Source organism: Nocardioides sp. AX2bis (genome assembly GCF_902506435.1).
Taxonomy (GTDB): domain Bacteria; phylum Actinomycetota; class Actinomycetes; order Propionibacteriales; family Nocardioidaceae; genus Nocardioides.
The window spans coordinates 3,327,191-3,345,442 of record NZ_LR733215.1 but is presented as its reverse complement, the minus strand read 5'-3'; the positions used below and the strand labels follow the sequence as shown (position 1 = coordinate 3,345,442).

Sequence of the window (18,252 nt, the reverse complement as noted above, 5' to 3'; positions counted from 1 at the left end):
ATCCCGAGGAGTCCCGCTGATGTCCCGACCGCTGAGCTACGCCCCTCCGCCCCGACCCGACACCGGGCCGCAGGACGACGTCGACGCACTCGTCTCGGCGTTGCACGACAGCGGTCTGCTGCGCGCCATGGCCGGCGGCGCGCGGGCCTACCCGCAGCTGCTGACCACGGTGCTCCGCTCCGTCGACGCCCGTACGGTCCGCTCCGTCCTGGAGCTGGCAGGGGGGCTGCGCGACCTCGACCCGGACGAGTCCGCCCGGGTCGCCGGCGGCATCCGTCGGGCCCGCACGGACGCCGCACGAGCGGCCGCGGCCGCGCCCGAGGGGCCGCTGAAGCTGCTGCGCCGCTTGCGCGACCCCGACACCCGTCGGGGCTTGGCGGCCGCGCTGGCCGCCCTGGCCGCGATCGGTGGTTCGCTGCCGCGCGAGTGACCTCGTGACCTACCGCGGCGCCGGGACGACCCGGTCGGCCTCGAGCCGGTCGAAGAGCGCCAGGAAGCAGTCCAGCGTGGAGCGGTAGCCGGTGAACCCCGCCGCGCGGCTGCGGGCCTGGTCGGTCAGGCACTCCATGTCGCGGCCGAGGTCGGCGTCGGTGTGCCACCAGGAGGCGACCCGGTCGAGGTCAGCCTCGCGCAGGCCCTCGCGGTCGGCCACCTCGCGCCACCGGGGGGCGGCACCGGCCATCTGCTCCTCGAGCGGGCGGGGGCTCCCGGCGTACCCCTCGGGCTGCACGCCGAGGCGTGCGGCGAGCAGCGGCCACAGCCAGCGCCAGCGGAAGACGTCGCCGTTGGCGGTGTTGAAGGCGGTGTCGGCGGCGGCCGGCTCGGTGGAGGCCCAGACCATCTGCTCGGCCAGCAGCCCGGCGTCGGTCATGTCGGTGAGGCCGTCCCACTGGGTCTGCGAGCCCGGGAAGACGAAGGGGCTGCCGGTCTCGCGGCACAGGGTGGCGTACGCCGCGAGGGTCTGACCCATGTTCATCGCGTTGCCGAGCGCGGCGCCGATGACGGTGTGAGCGCGGTGGACGCTCCAGGTGAAGCCGTCGCGGGCGGCGGCCTCGAGCAGGCGGTCCTCCTGCTCGTAGTAGAAGTTCGGGTACGGCAGCCGCTCCTCGTCCTCGTGGAAGGGGGTGTCCGGGGTCTCGCCCTTGCCGTAGGCCTCGAACGGGCCGAGGTAGTGCTTCAGGCCGGTCATCAGCGCGACGTGCTGCACGCTGCCGCCCGGCGACAGCGCGGCGAGCAGGTCGCGGACCATCCCACCGTTGACGCGGATGTTCTCCTCCTCGGTGTCCTGGCGGGCCCAGGCGGTGAGGAAGACGTGGGTGGGCCGGACGTCGGCGAGCACGTCGCGCAGCGCGTCGGCGTCGGTCAGGTCGGCCTGCAGGGCGGTGACGCCCGGGCGTTCGGCGGGGGCGCGGCGGGACAGGCCGAGGACGGGCCAGCCCTGGTCCACGAGCCGGTCGGCCAGGGCGCTCCCGGCGATGCCGGTGACGCCGACGACCAGGGCGGTGGGGGAGTCGGTACGGGGGTCGTTCGGGGTGTCGGTCACCCGTCCACGGTAGGGCCCGGGTCCGCCTCGTCCGTCCACCCCCGGTGCGCCGAGTCGGCCGTGGACCGGGTCCGCGCTACGCTGCTCCTGTCGTCACCCAGCCCCGTCCCCGGACGGACCAGACGGTGCTCGGCCGGTGCCCGTCCCGCGAGGGACGGTCCCGACTCCTTCGCCCCACGCCCGAGCGGGCCCCGGCCCGCTCGTCCGGACGCGGCCGCCCGCCGCGTGCCCGGGCGGTCCGGTCGTGCGTCGGAGGAGCTGTCCACGCGGTCGTGCCCGAGCGCCGACCGTGGGCCCGGTGTCGGGGGGCCCAGCGTCGTCTAGGAGGAATCCGTGGCCCGAGGCCAACGCTCGAACGGCTCACGCCGACCCCAGCGCAACGGCCGCGTGCGGCACCTGGACAACGACGGGATCATCCCCGTCCTGGCCCGGGCGGTGCGTGAGGTCGAGACCGCCGTGCAGCGCGGCTCCGCGCTGGTCGGGGTGCGTCCGCGGTTCCAGGCCATCGCGCTGCTCGTGCGCGACGAGCGGTTCCGGGTCAAGGCCGACACCTCGGCCACGGAGGCCTACCGCTCCGAGCAGCTCAAGCGGCTCGACGGCGTGGCCACGATCCTGGCGCAGACCGCGGCCCGGCAGCCGTCGCTCTTCACGCTGCTCGACGAGGACGCCGAGATCACCTCGGAGACCAAGGCGCTGCGCCGCGAGATGCTCCAGGCCGGGGGCGTCGAGCTGCCCGAGCCGGAGGCCGCGCCCGAGCCCGAGGTCACCGGCACCGCCGTCGACCGCGGGGTCGTACCGCTCTCGGTGTCGGCCCGGCAGCTGGCCAACCCGTTCCTCAAGCCCGACTTCACGGTGGTCCGACGCTCGCAGAGCAGCACCCACCGGCTGAGCGGCTGGGAGCTGCTCGGCCCGCTGTTCCGCTCCTTCGAGAACGCCGAGGCCGGGGCGTCGGCCTGCATGCGGCTGCCCGACGACGTCTCGCGGGCCGTGGTCGGCAGCGACCGCCGCGGCCAGGAGCTGATGCTGCACCAGGCGGAGGTCGTCGCGGCCGCGGGCCAGGGCCACCGCACCTTCCTGCTGGCCGACGAGCCGGGGCTGGGCAAGACCGCGCAGGCGCTGCTGGCCGCGCAGGCCGCCAAGGCCTTCCCGCTGCTGGTCGTCGTCCCGAACGTGGTCAAGACCAACTGGGCCGCCGAGGCCGCGCGCTGGGTGCCGCGGCACGCCGCGACGGTGGTGCACGGTGACGGGCGCGAGGTCGACGGCTTCGCCGACATCGTCATCGTGAACTACGAGGTCCTCGACCGCCACGCCGGCTGGATGGCCGACCACGGCTTCCGCGGGATGGTCGTCGACGAGGCCCACTTCATCAAGAACCGCACCTCGCAGCGCTCGCAGCACGTGCTGCGTCTGTCCCAGCGGATCCGCGCCCGCGTGGGCAACCCGCTGCTGATGGCGCTGACCGGCACCCCGCTGATCAACGACATCGAGGACTTCCGCGCGATCTGGCAGTTCCTCGGCTGGATCGATGACAAGGCCCCGCTGCCCGGGCTGATGGACTCGCTGGAGGAGATCGGGCAGACCCCCGCCGACCTCGGGTTCTACCCCGCGGCCCGGCAGCGGGTCGTCGACATGGGCATCGTGCGCCGTCGCAAGGTCGACGTCGCCGCCGACATCCCCGCCCGCCGCGTCGCCGACCTCACCGTCGAGCTGGACGACGAGGCCGGCCGCTCGATCAAGAAGGCCGAGCGGGAGCTCGCGCGCCGGCTGGTCGAGCGCTACGACACGGCGCTGGCCACGCGTACCTCCGGGAGCACCGTGGTCGGCATCGACCACGAGCTCGTCCGCCGGGTCGCGACGTGGGAGCGCGAGGACTCGACGTCGAAGACCGGCGAGAACGTCTTCGGCATGATGCGCCGCATCGGCCAGGCCAAGGCCGGGCTGGCCGCGGACTACGCCGCCCAGCTCGCCCGCAGCACCGGCAAGGTCGTCTTCTTCGCCAAGCACGTCGACGTCATGGACGACGCCGAGGAGCTCTTCGCCAGCCGGGGGATCGGCTACACCTCGATCCGCGGCGACCAGTCGCGGGCGGCGCGGGAGAAGGCGATCACCTCCTTCACCAGCGACCCCGAGGTCGAGGTCGTGGTCTGCTCGCTGACCGCCGCCGGCGTGGGCCTGAACCTCCAGGTCGCCTCCAACCTGGTGCTGGCCGAGCTGTCCTGGACCGACGCCGAGCAGACGCAGGCGATCGACCGGGTGCACCGGATCGGGCAGACCATGCCGGTGACGGCGTGGCGCGTGATCGCCGCGCAGACCATCGACGCCCGGATCGCCGAGCTGATCGACAGCAAGGCCGGCCTCGCCGCCCGCGCCCTCGACGGCGCCGGCGAGGACGCCTCCTCGACCGCCGACGTGCAGCTCGAGGCCCTGGTCTCGCTGCTCACCGACGCCCTCCGCAAGCGCCGCTGAGCCGATGACGCCCCCGACCGGCCGAGATGACGCTTGCGGACAGCCGAGATGACGCTCGCGGCGCGTCGAGATGACGCTCGCGGCGCGACCGAGCCGACCGGGATGGGCGCGCGCACGGCCGCTGCGCTGGTCTTCGGCACGTCGGCCGCCGTGCTGGTGGTCGAGCTGGTCGCGCTGCGGCTCCTCGCGCCGTACCTCGGGCTGACGCTCGAGACGAACACGCTCGTGATCGGCGTCGCGCTGACCGCGATCGCGCTGGGCTCCTGGCTGGGTGGCCGCGCGGCCGACGCCACCGACCCGCGCCGGCTGCTCGGTCCGGCGATCGGGGTCTCGGGTGCCGTGGTGGCGCTGACCCCGGCCACCGTCCGCTCCGCGGCCGAGGTCGCGCCGAGCGGCTTCGTGCTCGTGGCGCTCGGCGCCATCCTGGTCCCCGGCGCCCTGCTGTCGGCGGTGACCCCGATCGTCACCAAGCTCCGGTTGACCACCCTCGAGGAGACCGGCACGGTCGTCGGCCGGTTGTCCGGGATCGGTACGGCCGGGGCGATCGTCGGCACCGTCCTGACCGGCTTCGTGCTGATCTCCCGGGTGCCGGTCGGGGTGATCATGGTCGGGCTCGGCGTGCTGCTCCTCGTCACGGCGCTCCTGGTCGACCTGCGGGTCCGCGGCTGGTCCGGCTGGAGCCGGGGCGCCCGGGTCGGTGCCGGCGCGGCCGTCGTCGCCGGCGGTCTCGGCGTCGTCGTGGCTCCCGGTGGCTGCGACGTCGAGACGACCTACCACTGCGCCCGGGTCGTCGAGGACCCCGCCGACCCCGACGGCCGCACCCTGGTGCTCGACGGGCTGCGGCACTCCTACGTCGACCTCGCCGACCCGACCCGCCTCGACTTCGAGTACGTCCGGGCGCTCGCCGCCGTCGCCGACGCCTCGTTCCCGGCCGGCGAGCCGATCGCCGCCCAGCACCTCGGGGCCGGCGGGGCGACGTTGCCGCGCTACCTCGCCGCCGACCGCCCCGGCACCCGCAGCGTGGTCTCCGAGATCGACGGCGGGGTCGTCCAGGTCGACCTGGACCGGCTCGGTCTCGAGACCGGTCCGGACCTCGAGGTCCGGGTCGAGGACGCCCGGCTCGGCCTGGGTGAGGTGGACGACGAGAGCCGCGACCTGGTTGTCGGGGACGCCTTCGGCGGCGTCAGCGTGCCCTGGCACCTCGCCACCGTCGAGATGATGGGCGAGGTCGACCGGGTGCTCGACGACGACGGCGTCTACGCCGCCAACGTCATCGACCACGCGCCCCTGTCCTTCGCCCGCGCCGAGGTGGCGACCCTGGCCGCGGTGTTCGACCACGTCGCGCTGCTGGGCCCGGGCGACGTGCTGGACGCCTCCGGCGGCGGCAACATGGTCGTCGTCGCCTCCGACGCCCCGCTGCCGCTCGAGGACCTCGCCGGCGGGCTCGAGGAGCGCGAGACGCAGTGGGGCGTGCTGACCGGCGACCCGCTGCGGTCGTGGGTCGCGGACGCCGACGTGCTCACCGACGACTTCGCGCCCGTGGACCAGCTGCTCACGCCGTACGGCGCCTGAGGGCCGTCGGCGGCGTCCGGCAGCATGGGGCCGTGCCCGCCACCGCCGCCGATGCGCCGGACGCCCCCGCCCACCGGCTGACCCGCGCGCAGGCGCGACGGCTGGCCGTGCGCGCCCAGCTGCTGACCGGGGACCGGCCCACCGAGCTCCTCGACGTGGTCCGCCACCTCACGGTGGTCCAGCTCGACCCGACCGCGGCCGTGGCGCCCAGCGTGGACCTCGTCCTCTGGAGCCGGCTGGGCGGCTCGTACGCGGCCTCCGACCTGCGGGACGCCCTCGACGCCGGCAGCCTGGTCGAGCTGCACATGATGGCCCGCCCGGCCGAGGACCTCGCGCTGCTGCGCGCCGAGATGGCAGCCTGGCCGGGGAAGGACACCCCGACCTCGACGTGGCCCAGCGAGCTGCGGGACTGGGTCGCGGCCAACGGCGGCTGCCGCCAGGAGATCCTCGCCCTGCTGCGTGCCGAGGGCCCGCTGCCCGTGCCCGCGCTGCCGGACACCTGCGTGCGCCCCTGGCGCTCCAGCGGGTGGAACCGCGGGCGTGACCGGGTCCGGCTGCTCGAGCTGATGGTCGGGCGGGGCGAGGTCGCGGTCGTCGGGCGCGAGGGCCGCGACAAGGTCTACGACCTGGCCGAGCGCGTCTACCCCGACGACCCGGTGGTGCCGCTGGCCGAGGCGGAGGCCGAGCGCGACCGGCGCCGCCTCCGCGCCCTCGGGGTCGCCCGACCGGGTCGTCTGGTCGTGCCGGGGGAGCCGGGCTCGGTCGGCGACGCGGGGGAGCCGGCGGTGGTCGAGGGTGTCCGCGGACGCTGGCGAGTCGACCCCGGTCTGCTCGCTGCCGTGCACGACGAGGTGCCGGGACGCACCGCCCTGCTCTCTCCGCTGGACCGCCTGGTCCTCGACCGCAGGCGTGCCGTCGAGCTGCTCGGCTTCGACTTCGCCCTCGAGATGTACAAGCCGGCCGCTGCCCGTCGGTGGGGCTACTGGGCGCTGCCGGTGCTCCACGGCGAGGAGCTGGTCGGCAAGGTCGACGCGACCGCCGAGGCGGCGGAGGGCGTGCTGCGGGTGGACGCCGTGCACGAGGACGCGCCGTGGCCGCGGGAGGTCCGCGAGGCCGTCGACGCCGAGCTGGAGGACCTCGCGGCGTGGCTCGGGCTCGAGCCGCTGCGCCTGGACCGCCGGTGACGGCCCGGGCGGGACGCGAGGATCAGCAGACGGAGTCCTCGGGCTTCGGGTTGCCCAGGCCGAAGACCGGGCGCAGCTTGAGGCCGAGGTAGGTCCCGAGCAGCGCCATCGCTCCCCAGAGCCAGCCGTGCAGGCTGAAGGAGGCGATCCCGGCGAAGTACGCCCCGATGTTGCAGCCGTAGGCGATCCGGGCGCCGTAGCCCATCACGATCCCGCCGAGCACCGCCCCGAGTGCAAGCCGACCCGGGATGCGGCGGTGCAGCGTCCAGGCGCCGGCGGCCGCGGAGGTGACGAGGGCGCCGAGCATGATCCCGATGTCCATCACCGAGGTGGTGTCACCGAGCACGCCGGCCTCGTACGACCCGGCGCGGTCGACCCAGTAGGACCACGAGGTGACGTCGACCCCGACGAGGTCGAGCAGCTTGGAGCCCCACAGGGCGAACGCCGAGGTGATGCCCCAGGCCGAGCCGGACAGCCACAGGGTCAGGCCGTTGAGCCCGGCCAGCAGCAGCGCACCGACCCACAGCGGCCAGGAGCCACGCACCGCGCGGGCGGCGCCGCGCGCCGAGGCGGGACGGCCGGTCGGCGGGACACGGCGGCCGCGGCCCACGGCGTACGAGACCGCCACGACGGCGCCGATCGCAGCCAGCGTGATCAGCCACCCGCCGAGGTAGCCGGCGCCGGTGTCGGCCAGGGAGACCGAGCCGAAGCTGGGCAGGCCGAGCCAGAAGTCGAAGGTGAGGGCGCCCAGCACGGAGCCGACGACGAACCCGCCGAGGGTCAGCACGATCGCCGTCTGACCGCTGCCGACCGCGAAGAGCGTGCCCGAGGCGCAGGCCCCGCCGACCTGCATGCCGATGCCGAAGAGGAACGCGCCGATCACGACGCCGAAGCCGATCGGGGCCAACGAGGCGGTGGGCGTGGTGCCGGCGCCGAACGAGGCACCGGTGGCCAGGATCGGGGCGAAGATCGTGGCCGCCACGGCGATCATCAGCATGTGTGCCCGCAGGCCGGCGCCCTGGCGTACCGCGACCAGCTGGCGCCAGGCCGAGGTGAAGCCGAAGCGGCTGTGGAAGAGCACGAAGCCGAAGGACATCCCGACCGCGAAGAGGGTGGCCGTCACCCCGCCGGAGCGGGTCCAGATGATGCCGCCGAGGACGAGCGCGGCCAGCAGGCCGGCCAGCACCACCCCGGTCTGGGGCGGCGGTGCCGGCTCGGTGCGGGGGGAGCGGGTGTCGGGACGGGCCGTCGACTGGTCGGCGGAGAACTGTTCGGTAGCCACGGGAGTTCCAACCGGGCGGGGCCGGTCGGTGTTCCGTGGCGCGGACCACGCCGTGGGAGTCCGGCGGTACGCCCGGCTCAGCCCTCGGCGGCGCTCCGCAGGACCCGGGCAGGGTTCCCGACCGCCACGACGCCCGGCGGCAGGTCGCGGGTCACGACCGAGCCCGCACCGACCACGGTGTCGGCGCCGATCGTGACGCCCGGGCAGACGATGACGCCGCCGCCGAGCCACACGTTGTCACCGATCGTGATCGGCTCGGCCGCCTCCCACTTGGCGCGGCGCAGGTCGGCGTCGATCGGGTGGGTGGGCGTGAGCAGCTGGACGTTCGGGCCGATCTGGACGTCGTCGCCGATGGTGATGGGAGCGACGTCGAGGGCGATCAGGCCGAAGTTGGCGAAGCAGCGTGCGCCGACGTGGAGGTTCGTGCCGTAGTCGACCTGCAGCGGCGGTCGCAGCTCGGTCTCCTCGCCCAGCGAGCCGAGCAGGGCCTCGAGCAGCGCGCGACGCAGGGGCGCCTGGCGGGTGGTGGTGGCGTTGTAGGCGTCCACCAGGTCCAGCGCCCGGCGGCTGGCCTCGGCGATCTCGGGGTCGTCGGCGAGGTACAGCTCACCGGCGCGCATCCGCTCGGTCATGGAACGGTCGTCGCCCTCGTCGGGCCGGGGGGTGCTGGTCACCCGCGCAGCCTAGGGCGCGCGGGCGGCCGCCGGGTCACGGCTCGACGGTGCCGTGACGGGAGTCGTAGGTCTCGCCGGTGAGCTTGACCTTGGCGAAGGACAGCAGGGAGGCGACCTTGCCGCCGGGGGTGTCCCAGTACTCCGCCTTCTCGACGTCGACGCGGACCAGGACCGCGTTCGGGTCCTCGGGGCCCCCGGGCAGCCACGCCTCGGCGAAGGTGTTCCACAGCTCGCGGAGCTTGGCGTCGTCGTCCACGACGTAGGCCTTCCCGGTGAGGGAGACCCAGGTGTCGCGGGAGGAGAGGGTCAGTGCGACGGACGCATCGTGGGCCAGCGCCCGGGTGTGGGCGGTGTCGCGGGCGCTGATGAACCACATCTCGGCGTCCGGCTCGACCTCCTGGCGCGCCATCGGGACGCTGCGGGGGCCCTCGGTGCCGAAGGTGGTGAACATCGCGATCGGCATGTCCTCCATCAGGGACACGAGGTGGGCGCGCTCCGCGTCCGGGTCGCTGGAGGTGCTGGTCTGCTCGGAGGAGGTCATGCCCCCAGCCTGCGCCCACCCCGGGGAGCCTGCCCACCCTCTGCCGGGGTGGTCGTCCCGGGCCTGGCAGGGTCGTCGGCGTGACCGAGCAGCGCGAGGCGTACTTCCGGCGGACGGGCGCGACCACCTTCGTCGCCACCGAGCACACCGGCGGTGCGTGGTCCACCACCGAGCAGCACGTGAGCCCGCTCTGCGGGCTGCTGGTGCACGTCCTCGAGCGCGACCTGCCCCGCCCGGACCTGGCGCTGGCGCGGGTGAGCATCGACATCCTCGGGGTCGTCCCGGTCGCCGAGGTCGAGGTGACCGCCCGGGTGGTGCGGGCCGGGCGCACGATCGAGCTCGCCGAGGTGGAGGCGTCGTACGCCGGGCGGGCCGTGCTGCGTGCGCGCGTCTGGCGCCTCGCGCCCTCGGACACGGCGGTCGTCGCGGGCCACGACGTGACACCCATGCCGCCCCCTGCGGAGTCCGAGCCGTGGGAGATGGGGTCGGTCTGGCCGGGTGGCTACATCGGCTCGATCGAGGTGCGCCGCGCCGCCGGCGCCGCGCCCGGTCGGGGGCGGGCGTGGGTGACCTCGCCGGTGTCGCTGGTGGCCGACGAGGAGGTCTCGGAGCAGGCGGCCTGGACCCGGTTGCTCGACACCGCCAACGGCGTCGCCGTCCGCGCCGCGCCGGGTGAGTGGGCCTACCCCAACGTCGACCTCACCTACCACCTGCACCGCACGCCGCGGGGGCCGTGGGTGGGTCTCGACACCTCCGTCGCCTGGGGCGCCGAGGGCGTCGGTCTCACCTCGACGGTGCTGCACGACGAGCTCGGCCCCGTCGGCACGGCTGCGCAGGTGCTGACGCTGCGCCGGGCAGCCGGGCGCTGACCGGTCACGGTTCGCAGGGGCGAGCGCGCTCGCTCCTCGACCACCGGGGGTGGGGTCTCGTGACGCTCGCTGGCGATCGCTCCTCGACCACCGGTGGTTGCCACTCGCTCCTCGACCACCGCGGCGCGCGCACCCCCGACCACCGCGGCCGGGCGGCGTCCTAGGCGTCGCGCCCGGCGCCGCGGGCCGGGACCACCGTCAGGAAGCCCGGCTCGGCGAGGCTCGCGTCGGCGTAGGCCGCGCGCACGGCGGCCTGGACCGCGGGCACCAGGGCGGCGTCGACCAGGGCGACCACCGACCCGCCGAACCCGCCGCCGGTCATCCGGGCGCCGAGCGCGCCTGCACCGACGGCCGTCTCCACGGCCAGGTCGACCTCGGGCACGGAGTTCTCGAAGTCGTCGCGCATCGAGGCGTGGGAGGCCGACAGCACCGGTCCGACCTCGCGCAGCAGGCCCGACCCGACGAGCTCGACGACCTGCAGGACCCGGGCGTTCTCGGTGATCACGTGGCGGGCCCGGCGTACGGCCTCCGGGTCGTCGTCGAGCTCACCGAGCCGCGCCAGGGCGCCGTCCACGTCGAGGTCGTCGGTCAGCTCGCGCAGCGTGCCGAGCCCGAGCCGGCCCGCGGCCCGCTCGCAGGCGTCGCGTCGGGAGCCGTACGCCCCGTCGGTCAGCGCGTGCGCCGCGCGGGTGTCGACGACCAGCAGCTCCAGACCGGCGGCGGCGAGGTCGCAGGGGACCGGACGGGCGGTCTCGGCGCGGGCGTCGATGAAGGTCAGGTGGTCGGCGACGGAGGCCAGTGACGCGGTCTGGTCGAGCAGCCCGGTGGGGGCGCCGACGTACTCGTTCTCGGCGCGCTGCACGATCCGCGCCAGCGCGGGCACCCGGACCTCGACCTCGGCCAGCCCGGTGAGCGCCAGCGCGACCGCGCACTCCAGCGAGTGCGAGGACGACAGCCCGGCACCGAGCGGGACGTCGCTGCTGATCTCCAGGTCCGCGCCCGGCACGGCGACCCCGGCCTCGGCCAGCGACCACGCGACGCCGGCGACGTAGGCCCCCCAGCCGCCCACCTCGCCGCGAGCCCCGGGCAGCAGCACCTCGAGGGGCTCCGTGGCCCCCGTCGACCGTGCTCGCAGCAGGCCGTCGTCGCGGCGGCGGGCGACCACCGTCGTACGCCGGGGCAGCGCGCAGGGCAGCGCGAAGCCGCCGTTGTAGTCGGTGTGGTCGCCGATCAGGTTGACCCGACCGGGCGCCGACCAGGTGCCGGCGTCGATCACGCGTCCTCCGCCGGCAGCCGGCCGGAGCGGACGACCTCGAGCAGGTCGGCGACCGACCCGGCCACGTGGGTGGGGCGGTAGGGGAACAGCTCGACCTCGTCGGGCGCCGTCGAGCCGCTGGTGACCAGGATGGTGCGCAGCCCTGCCTCGAGGCCGGCCTTGACGTCGGTGTCCATCCGGTCGCCGACCATGACGGTGGTCTCGGAGTGCGCCTCGAGCCGGTTCAGCGCCGAGCGCATCATCAGCGGGTTCGGCTTCCCGACGAAGTACGGCTCCCGCCCGGTCGCGGCCTGGATCAGCGCGGCCACCGACCCCGTGGCCGGCAGCAGGCCCTGCTGGGAGGGTCCGCTGACGTCGGGGTTCGTGGCGATGAAGCGGGCCCCGGCCGACACCAGCCGGATCGCGCGGGTGATCGCCTCGAAGGAGTAGGTGCGGGTCTCGCCGAGGACGACGTAGTCGGGGTCGCGGTCGGTCATCACGTACCCGATGTCGTGCAGCGCGGTGGTCAGCCCGGCCTCGCCGACGACGTACGCCGTGCCGTAGGGCCGCTGCTCGGCCAGGAACTGCGCGGTGGCCAGCGCGGAGGTCCAGATCGCCTCCTCCGGCACGTCGATGCCGCTGCCGAGCAGCCGTGCCCGCAGGTCGCGCGGGGTGTAGATCGAGTTGTTGGTGAGCACCAGGTAGTCGTGGCCGGACTCCTTGAGCGCGGCGACGAACTCGGCCGCACCCCGGATCGCGTGCTCCTCGTGGACCAGCACGCCGTCCATGTCGGTCAGCCAGGTCTCGATCGCGCGTCCGGTGGGGGGCTGGGTCGCCGTCGACCCCTTGTCGCTGCTCATGGGGCCGATCCTGCCGCACCCGGGGCCACCTGTGCGCGCGAGCGGGCGCGGGCCACCGCGACCAGCTCCCGGACCGGGCCCGCGGGGGGCCGGGCCGGGCCGGTCCACACCGCGCGGAAGGTGCGGCGCAGGTCGAGGCCCTCGACGGCCACCTCGACCAGCTGTCCGGCGTCGAGCTCGCGCCGCGCCACGCGGCGGCTGAGGAAGGCGGGCGCGCCACCGGCCGCCACGGCCTCCCGCACCGCCGCGGCGGTGGTCAGCTCCACCTGCCCGGCCGCGGGCTGCAGCCCGTGGGTGGCCAGGGCGGCCTCGACCACCTCGCGGGTGCCGGAGCCGGCCTCCCGGCCGGTGGTGCGCAGGCCTGCGACGTCGTCCGGCGAGAGCGGGGTACGCCGGCGGGCCAGCGCCGAGCCGGCCACGGTCACCAGCACCAGCTCGTCGGCGGCGACGGGCACCGAGGGCAGCCCCGGCGGCGCGGACAGGCCCTCGACGAAGCCGAGGTGCGCCTCGCCGGAGCGGACCGCGCCGACCACCCGGCTGCTGTTGGTCGCGGTCAGGCTGACCACGGTCGGGCGTCGCGCCTCGGCCTCCTGGCGCTGGCGCAGCTGCACCAGCCAGCGGGGGAGCAGGCTCTCGGCGATCGTCATGCTCGACCAGACGGCGAGGTCGCGGTCCCGGTCCGAGCGCAGGCCGCCGATCGCGTGGTCGATCTCCTCGGCGAGGTCGAGCAGGCGCCCGGCCCACTCCACGACCACCCGTCCCTCGTCGGTCGGCTCCGAGCCCCGGCTGCCGCGGCGCAGCAGGCGCAGGCCGGTCTGGGCCTCGACCCCGCGCAGCCGCTCCGAGGCCGACTGCTGGCTCACCCCCGACGCCCGCGCCGCGGCGCCGATGCTGCCCAGCCGGGCGGCGTCGACCAGCAGCCGCAGTGCGGCCAGGTCGGGGACGCGGGAGAGGTCGGCGGTCACCGGGCCCAGCGTACGGCCCGCACAGGTCGTGCCTGTGGCTCCGGTTCCGGCGGTCCGCGCGTGGGCGGTGGCGGCCACCGCGACCGGGTGCTCCATGCTCGTCCCATGCCCGAGGCCCCGCAGCGCGCCGCCCCCCGGCTCCTCGGGCCGAACTGGTTCACCCCGGTGATGGGCACCGGCATCCTGGCCACCGCTGCCTCCACGCTGCCCCTGCGCCCGTCCTGGCTGGCTCCGGTCGCCTCCGGGCTGTGGGTCCTCGCGGCCGTGGTGCTCCTGGCGGTCGTCGTGGTCACGACCGCGCAGCACCTCCAATGGCGCGGCGTGCTGCGCCACTTCCTCGACGACCCCGTCCTCGTCCACTCCTACGGTGCCGTGCCGATGGCGCTGCTGACCGTGGGCGGGGGCGCGGTCGCGGTCGGCACGCCCCTGGTCGGGACCACGGTCGCGCTGACGCTCGGCGCGTCGCTGATGGCGGTCGGCACCGTGCTCGGCGCCGTCACCGCGATCGGGGTGCCCCGCCTGGTGCGGGCCCGGGGCGGCTACGACGTGGAGGACGCCGACGCCACGTGGCTGCTGCCGGTGGTGCCGCCCCTGGTCAGCGCGGCCGTCGTGCCGCTGCTCTCGCCGTACCTGCCCGCCGGGTGGCCACGGCTGCTCCTGCTCGGCGTCTGCACCGTCCTGCTGCTCGTGGGGGTGCTCGCCGCCTCGGCGATGCTCGTGCCGGTCGCGCTGCGGCTGCGCCGCCTCGGCCGGGCACCGGCCGAGGACCTCCCGCCGGCGTGGGTCCTGATCGGCCTGCTCGGTCAGGCCGTCACCGCGGTGCACACGATCGGTGACGGCGCCGTGACCGAGCTCGGCGACGGCTGGGCCTGGTTGGGCCCGGCCTTCGGCCTGCCGGTGATCGGCGTCGCGCTGCTCGTCCTGGTGGCCCTGGCGTCCTGGACCCTGCGGGCGCGGCTGCGCCCCGAGGGGCTGCCGTTCGCGATGACCTGGTGGTCCTTCGTCTTCCCGACCGGCACCGTGGTCACCGGCCTCTCGGCGCTGTCCACGGCGACCGGGCTCCTGCTCGCCGCCGAGCTGGCCTCCGGGCTGTACGCCGCCCTGGTCGCCGTGTGGCTGCTCGTCGCCGCCCTGACCGTCCGCGGGCTGCTCGACCGCTCGCTGGTGGCGCGTGTGGAGCCGGGGGCCGTCACGGCCCGCTGACCGCGAGGTCGACCGCCACCACCCGGCCTGCTGCCGACACCGAGACCGCGACGGCCAGGTCCTCGAAGCACGACCGCCGGTCCTCGGGCGGCCGCAGCCAGAAGGTGGTGCGGTCCTCGCCCGCGGGGTCGGTGGCGGTCGGGTCGACGTACCGCGTGCAGCCTAGTCCGCCCCGGGGAGGGTGTCGCTCGAGGACGACCCCGGGCGACCCGCGGTCCGCGACGGCCAGGAGGCGCAGGACGTCGACGGGGCAGCTCCGCCCCTCCAGCGTGGCCGTGCCCCTCGGGCATACGCGCCACGAACGACGCGAGGAGGCCGTCGTCGGGGAGAGGGTGCGGGCCACCTGGCCCTCGACGGAGTAGACGACCCGTGCGGCCCAGGGGACCGCCGCGGGGTCGGCCCCGGAGGCGAAGTCGAGGAAGGCCCGTGCGGGCGGCGGCACGGCGTCGGGTGTCGGCGCGGTCGGCTCCCCGGGGGCGGGGCCGCACGCGGAGAGGAGGAGGGCGAGCAGGAACGACCCGAGGGCGAGGAGTCTCACGCGGGTGTGACGCGTCGGCCCGGCGAAGAGTTGCACCCCGGCCCCCGCCACAGGAAGAACCTGGAGCGCCTCACAGGGTGGGGCTGTGCATCCATCCGTCGGGGCCGACTACCGGTCCGGGCCGGTCCGTCCGAGGCTGGGTCCATGGCCCAGATGCTCCGGACCCGCCCCGCCGTGACCGGTCCCGTCCGCGCCCCGGTCGCGCTGGGCCCGAACTGGTTCGCCACGGTGATGGGGACGGGGATCCTGGCCGTCGCCGCGGCGACGCTGCCGTGGCGCCCGGAGCCGCTGCTGCTCGCGGCGCGGACGGCCTGGGTGCTCGCGTCGTCCCTGCTCGTCCTGGTCACGGTGGCGACGGTCCGCCACCACCGGCGGCAGGGGACCGGGCCACGGCGCTACCTGGACGACCCGGCGCTGGTGCACTTCCACGGGGCGGCGGCGATGGCGCCGCTGACGGTCGGCGCCGGTGCGCTGCTGGTGGGACGCCCGGTGGTCGGCACGACCGCCGCCGTGGTGCTCGCGGCGTCCCTCTGGGTCGTCGGCACCCTGCTCGGCCTTGCCACGGCCCTGCTCCTGCCGCGCCACGTCCGACGCCGCGGCTGGTACCGGCCCGAGCAGGCCGCTGGTGCCTGGCTGATGCCGGTCGTGCCGCCGATGGTCAGCGCCGCGACCGGTCCGCTGCTGCTGGCCCACCTGCCCGCGGGTGCGCCCCGGGTGGCACTGCTGCTGCTCTGCCTGGCGCTCTTCGGGCTCGCCCTGGCGCTCAGCGCCGTCGTGCTGGTGGCACTCGGGCGGCGCCTGGTCGAGCACGGGGTCGGCCCGTCGGCGGCCGTGCCCACCCTCTTCCTCGTCCTGGGCCCGTTGGGCCAGTCGGTCACCGCCGCCCACACGATCGGCGACGGGGCCGGCGCCGCCGGGCTCGGCGCCGGCCCCGCGCTGGGGCTCGCCTACGGGCTCCCCGTCTGGGGCCTGGCCGTGGCCTGGCTCGTCGTCGCCACCCTCGTCCTGCGGCGCACCGCCGCGCGCACCGGGGTGCCGTTCTCGATGGCCTGGTGGTCCTTCACCTTCCCGGTCGGCACCGTGGTCACCGGCACCTCAGCGCTGGCCGCGGGCACCGGGTCGCACGTCCTCGCCGCGGCGGCCGTGACGGCGTTCGCCGGGCTCGTCGCCGCGTGGTCGGTCGTCGCGACCCGCACCCTGGTCGGCCTGCGCGACGGGTCGTTGCTCCGGCCCGCGGTCGTTACCGGCGGGCCAGCTCCGCGGTGACCGAGAAGACCTGGTCGTCGTCGCGCGGGGTGCCACCGCAGGCGTAGGTCGCGTCCCCCTGGTCGCAGCGGGACCGGGACGAGCCGTTGGTCAGCGACACCGCGACGCCGTCGACACGGTCCGACACCGGCACGGCGACCGCCCCGACGCCCTCGGCGTCGAGACGCACCCGGCGCAGCACCGAGTCCTCGCCCCGCCGCACGACCACCCAGGCCACCGGCCGCGTCGTCCGGCGGGGGCCGTCGACGACGACACGGAGCGCCCACCGGCCAGGCTCCAGCCGCGCGTCGGGCTCGCCGGCCTGCAGCTGCACGGCCGCGGAGGCCAGGTGGTCGACCTCGACCTCGGTGCGCGCCGGGTCGTCACGGGTCACGCGAGCGGTGGCGGCCGCGCGGGGCGCCGGCCACGCGGCGCCCTCGTCGTACTCCTGCTCGCGGGCGAGGTTGGCCGCGGCGAAGCGCCCCAGGGCCAGCGGCAGCCGCACCCCGCGCTCGCGCAGCGTCGCGCGCAGCGCCTGCACCGAGGAGGCGTCACCCGCGTCGACGGCCGCGCGCTCCCAGACGTCACGGACGAACCCGACCCCGAACCGGTCGGACATGTGCTCCCAGAAGACCCAGGCGCCGTAGTGGGCGTAGCCGCTCGGGTCGAAGCGGTCCAGCGGCACCCCGGGTCGGCGGAGCGGGCCGTACGGCAGGTAGCGGCGGCTGTCGTCGGCGCCGTCGGCGAACCGCTCCTCCATCCAGGTGGCGGTCGACTCGTGGAACCAGCCGTCCTCCTCGGCGTCGTAGGCCATCTGCACGGCGTGGGAGAGCTCGTGGGCGGCCGTGATGTCCAGGCTGCGGCGGGGCGCGGCACCGAACTCGTCGCGGGCGAAGTCGTCGTCGAGGACGCAGTACGCCGCCGCGGTGCCGGTGCCGCGGACGCTCGGGAGGTCCTCGGGGGCGCAGTAGCCGAAGAGCCCGCGGGCGCCGACGTCGGCGAGGTAGACGTCGAGGCGGTCGTCGCCGCCACGCCGTCCGTCGCCGAGCGGTGCGCGGTAGCCGAGCTCGTCGACCTGCAGCGCCAGGACGTCGTCGACGACGCCGAGCGTGGCGCGCGCCCAGGCGGCGTCGGGCGGCGCGTCCCGACCGGTGCGCACCCAGTGCAGGCAGACCCGGTCGGTGCAGCGCCGGGTCGCGGGCGTGTCGTACCCGTCGCCGCGCTCGTCGGCGACGCCCTCGGTCGGGCGGGCCAGCAGCGTACGGGCCTCTGCCCGGGCGTCGGCGTCGGCGCCGAGCCGCGGCAGGGCGCGGTGCAGCACGCGCAGGGCGGTGCCGGGGTCGCCGCCCTGGCCCGCGAGGGCGCTGCGGGCGTCGTCGAGCGCGCGCTGCGCCCAGGGAGCGATCGTGGTGGTGCCGGTGGCGCGCAGGTCCCGCTCACCGGCGCTCGCCGGCGGAGCCGTCACCGGGAGGGAGATCGCGAGCAGGAGGGCCGGCAGCAGCGTGGGCAGCAGCGTGCGGGCGCGACGGACGGAGGGACGGTGCAGGGGAAGGCGCATGACACCCGGGGGAAGTCGGGGACGGGGAGGTGCCGAGGCTGCCGTACGGGCGGCGGTGGCCGGCGGAGGCGCGCGGGCGCGGCCCCCGCGGACCTGCGCGTCAGCTGGTGCCGGAGATCTTCTCGATCAGCGCCGTGGTGGAGATGGCGGGCGTGCGGGGCAGGTAGACGACCTCGCAGGCGTCGCCGAGCTCGTCGAAGCGCCCGGCCCAGTCGTCACCCATGACGAGGACGTCGGCGGCGTACTGCGCGATGTAGTCCCGCTTGAGCTCCAGGCTCTCCTCGACGAAGACCTCGTCGACCGGCTTGAGCGCGGCCACGATGGCGAGTCGCTCGGCCTGGCTGAAGACCGGTTCGCGGCCCTTCTTGCGCAGGTTGAGCGCGTCGGCGGACACACCGACGACGAGGCGGTCGCCCAGCGCCGCGGCCCGCTCGATGACCCGCAGGTGCCCGACGTGGAAGACGTCGAAGGTGCCGAAGGTGATCACGGTCCGGGGG

17 protein-coding genes are annotated in these 18,252 nt (G+C 75.7%); 7 read left to right on the top strand and 10 right to left on the bottom strand.

The annotated features are described in order from the left end of the window. A partial coding sequence (locus GV155_RS16060) for a DUF1641 domain-containing protein (RefSeq protein ID WP_236554367.1) occupies positions 1 to 430 on the top strand: 430 nt, incomplete at its 5' end. Positions 431 to 439: 9 nt separating this feature from the next. Here GV155_RS16060 and GV155_RS16055 read toward each other — a convergent pair. Further along, complete coding sequence (locus tag GV155_RS16055) at positions 440 to 1,543, bottom strand: SDR family oxidoreductase (protein WP_160009581.1); 1,104 nt, start codon at positions 1,541 to 1,543, stop codon at positions 440 to 442. A 333-nt stretch (positions 1,544 to 1,876) separates the two neighbouring features. Here GV155_RS16055 and GV155_RS16050 point away from each other — a divergent pair, with 333 nt between their 5' ends. Genes GV155_RS16050 through GV155_RS16040 form a run of 3 tightly spaced genes read left to right on the top strand, consistent with a single transcriptional unit; the run spans position 1,877 to position 6,765 of the window. Then, positions 1,877 to 4,009 carry a DEAD/DEAH box helicase gene (locus GV155_RS16050; RefSeq protein WP_160009579.1) on the top strand — a complete coding sequence of 711 codons (2,133 nt, stop codon included), beginning with the start codon at positions 1,877 to 1,879 and terminating at the stop codon, positions 4,007 to 4,009. A gap of 48 nt (positions 4,010 to 4,057) precedes the next feature. Beyond that, positions 4,058 to 5,581, top strand: a complete 1,524-nt coding sequence (locus tag GV155_RS16045) for a fused MFS/spermidine synthase (RefSeq protein ID WP_201300203.1) — start codon at positions 4,058 to 4,060, stop codon at positions 5,579 to 5,581. A 32-nt stretch (positions 5,582 to 5,613) separates the two neighbouring features. Then, positions 5,614 to 6,765, top strand: a complete 1,152-nt coding sequence (locus GV155_RS16040; RefSeq protein WP_160009577.1) for a DNA glycosylase AlkZ-like family protein — start codon at positions 5,614 to 5,616, stop codon at positions 6,763 to 6,765. A gap of 22 nt (positions 6,766 to 6,787) precedes the next feature. Here the strand turns inward: GV155_RS16040 and GV155_RS16035 are convergent, their stop codons facing one another. The 3 genes from GV155_RS16035 to GV155_RS16025 form a co-directional block, all read right to left on the bottom strand. Further along, positions 6,788 to 8,047, bottom strand: a complete 1,260-nt coding sequence (locus GV155_RS16035) for a YeeE/YedE family protein (protein WP_160009575.1) — start codon at positions 8,045 to 8,047, stop codon at positions 6,788 to 6,790. A 77-nt stretch (positions 8,048 to 8,124) separates the two neighbouring features. Beyond that, positions 8,125 to 8,721: a sugar O-acetyltransferase gene (locus GV155_RS16030; protein ID WP_328820811.1), complete on the bottom strand. Its 597-nt coding sequence runs from the start codon at positions 8,719 to 8,721 to the stop codon at positions 8,125 to 8,127. 34 nt (positions 8,722 to 8,755) lie between these two features. Next, entirely contained in the window at positions 8,756 to 9,262 is a 507-nt protein-coding gene (locus GV155_RS16025) for a pyridoxamine 5'-phosphate oxidase family protein (RefSeq protein WP_160009573.1), read from the bottom strand. A gap of 80 nt (positions 9,263 to 9,342) precedes the next feature. Here GV155_RS16025 and GV155_RS16020 point away from each other — a divergent pair, with 80 nt between their 5' ends. Continuing rightward, positions 9,343 to 10,131, top strand: a complete 789-nt coding sequence (locus GV155_RS16020) for a thioesterase family protein (RefSeq protein WP_160009571.1) — start codon at positions 9,343 to 9,345, stop codon at positions 10,129 to 10,131. A gap of 160 nt (positions 10,132 to 10,291) precedes the next feature. Here the strand turns inward: GV155_RS16020 and galK are convergent, their stop codons facing one another. The 3 genes from galK to GV155_RS16005 are packed head-to-tail and all read right to left on the bottom strand — an operon-like array spanning position 10,292 to position 13,211. Next, positions 10,292 to 11,407 carry a galactokinase gene (gene galK, locus GV155_RS16015; protein WP_160009569.1) on the bottom strand — a complete coding sequence of 372 codons (1,116 nt, stop codon included), beginning with the start codon at positions 11,405 to 11,407 and terminating at the stop codon, positions 10,292 to 10,294. Beyond that, a complete protein-coding gene (locus GV155_RS16010) occupies positions 11,404 to 12,246 on the bottom strand; it encodes an HAD-IIA family hydrolase (RefSeq protein WP_160009567.1) in 843 nt (280 codons plus the stop codon). The genes galK and GV155_RS16010 overlap by 4 nt, the downstream gene beginning before the upstream one ends. Beyond that, positions 12,243 to 13,211: a LysR family transcriptional regulator gene (locus GV155_RS16005; RefSeq protein WP_236554366.1), complete on the bottom strand. Its 969-nt coding sequence runs from the start codon at positions 13,209 to 13,211 to the stop codon at positions 12,243 to 12,245. Before GV155_RS16005 ends, GV155_RS16010 begins: the two co-directional genes overlap by 4 nt. Positions 13,212 to 13,316: 105 nt before the next feature. Between GV155_RS16005 and GV155_RS16000 the strand changes: the two genes are divergently transcribed. Continuing rightward, the gene (locus tag GV155_RS16000; RefSeq protein WP_160009563.1) at positions 13,317 to 14,414 is read left to right on the top strand and encodes a C4-dicarboxylate ABC transporter; all 1,098 of its coding nucleotides are present in this window, start codon (positions 13,317 to 13,319) and stop codon (positions 14,412 to 14,414) included. Here the strand turns inward: GV155_RS16000 and GV155_RS15995 are convergent. Continuing rightward, positions 14,401 to 14,952 (bottom strand): hypothetical protein, encoded by a 552-nt coding sequence (locus tag GV155_RS15995; protein WP_160009561.1) that lies wholly within the window; start codon positions 14,950 to 14,952, stop codon positions 14,401 to 14,403. The genes GV155_RS16000 and GV155_RS15995 overlap by 14 nt on opposite strands. 144 nt (positions 14,953 to 15,096) lie before the next feature. On the opposite strand from GV155_RS15995, the gene GV155_RS15990 reads away from it, so the two are divergent. Beyond that, entirely contained in the window at positions 15,097 to 16,218 is a 1,122-nt protein-coding gene (locus tag GV155_RS15990; protein ID WP_160009559.1) for a C4-dicarboxylate ABC transporter, read from the top strand. On the opposite strand, the gene GV155_RS15985 is transcribed toward GV155_RS15990, so the two are convergent. Both GV155_RS15985 and GV155_RS15980 read right to left on the bottom strand, forming a co-directional pair. Further along, entirely contained in the window at positions 16,193 to 17,755 is a 1,563-nt protein-coding gene (locus GV155_RS15985) for an MXAN_6640 family putative metalloprotease (RefSeq protein ID WP_160009557.1), read from the bottom strand. The genes GV155_RS15990 and GV155_RS15985 overlap by 26 nt on opposite strands. Before the next feature lie 100 nt (positions 17,756 to 17,855). Continuing rightward, on the bottom strand, positions 17,856 to 18,252 hold a 397-nt coding region (locus GV155_RS15980; protein WP_201300202.1), incomplete at its 5' end, for an adenylyltransferase/cytidyltransferase family protein.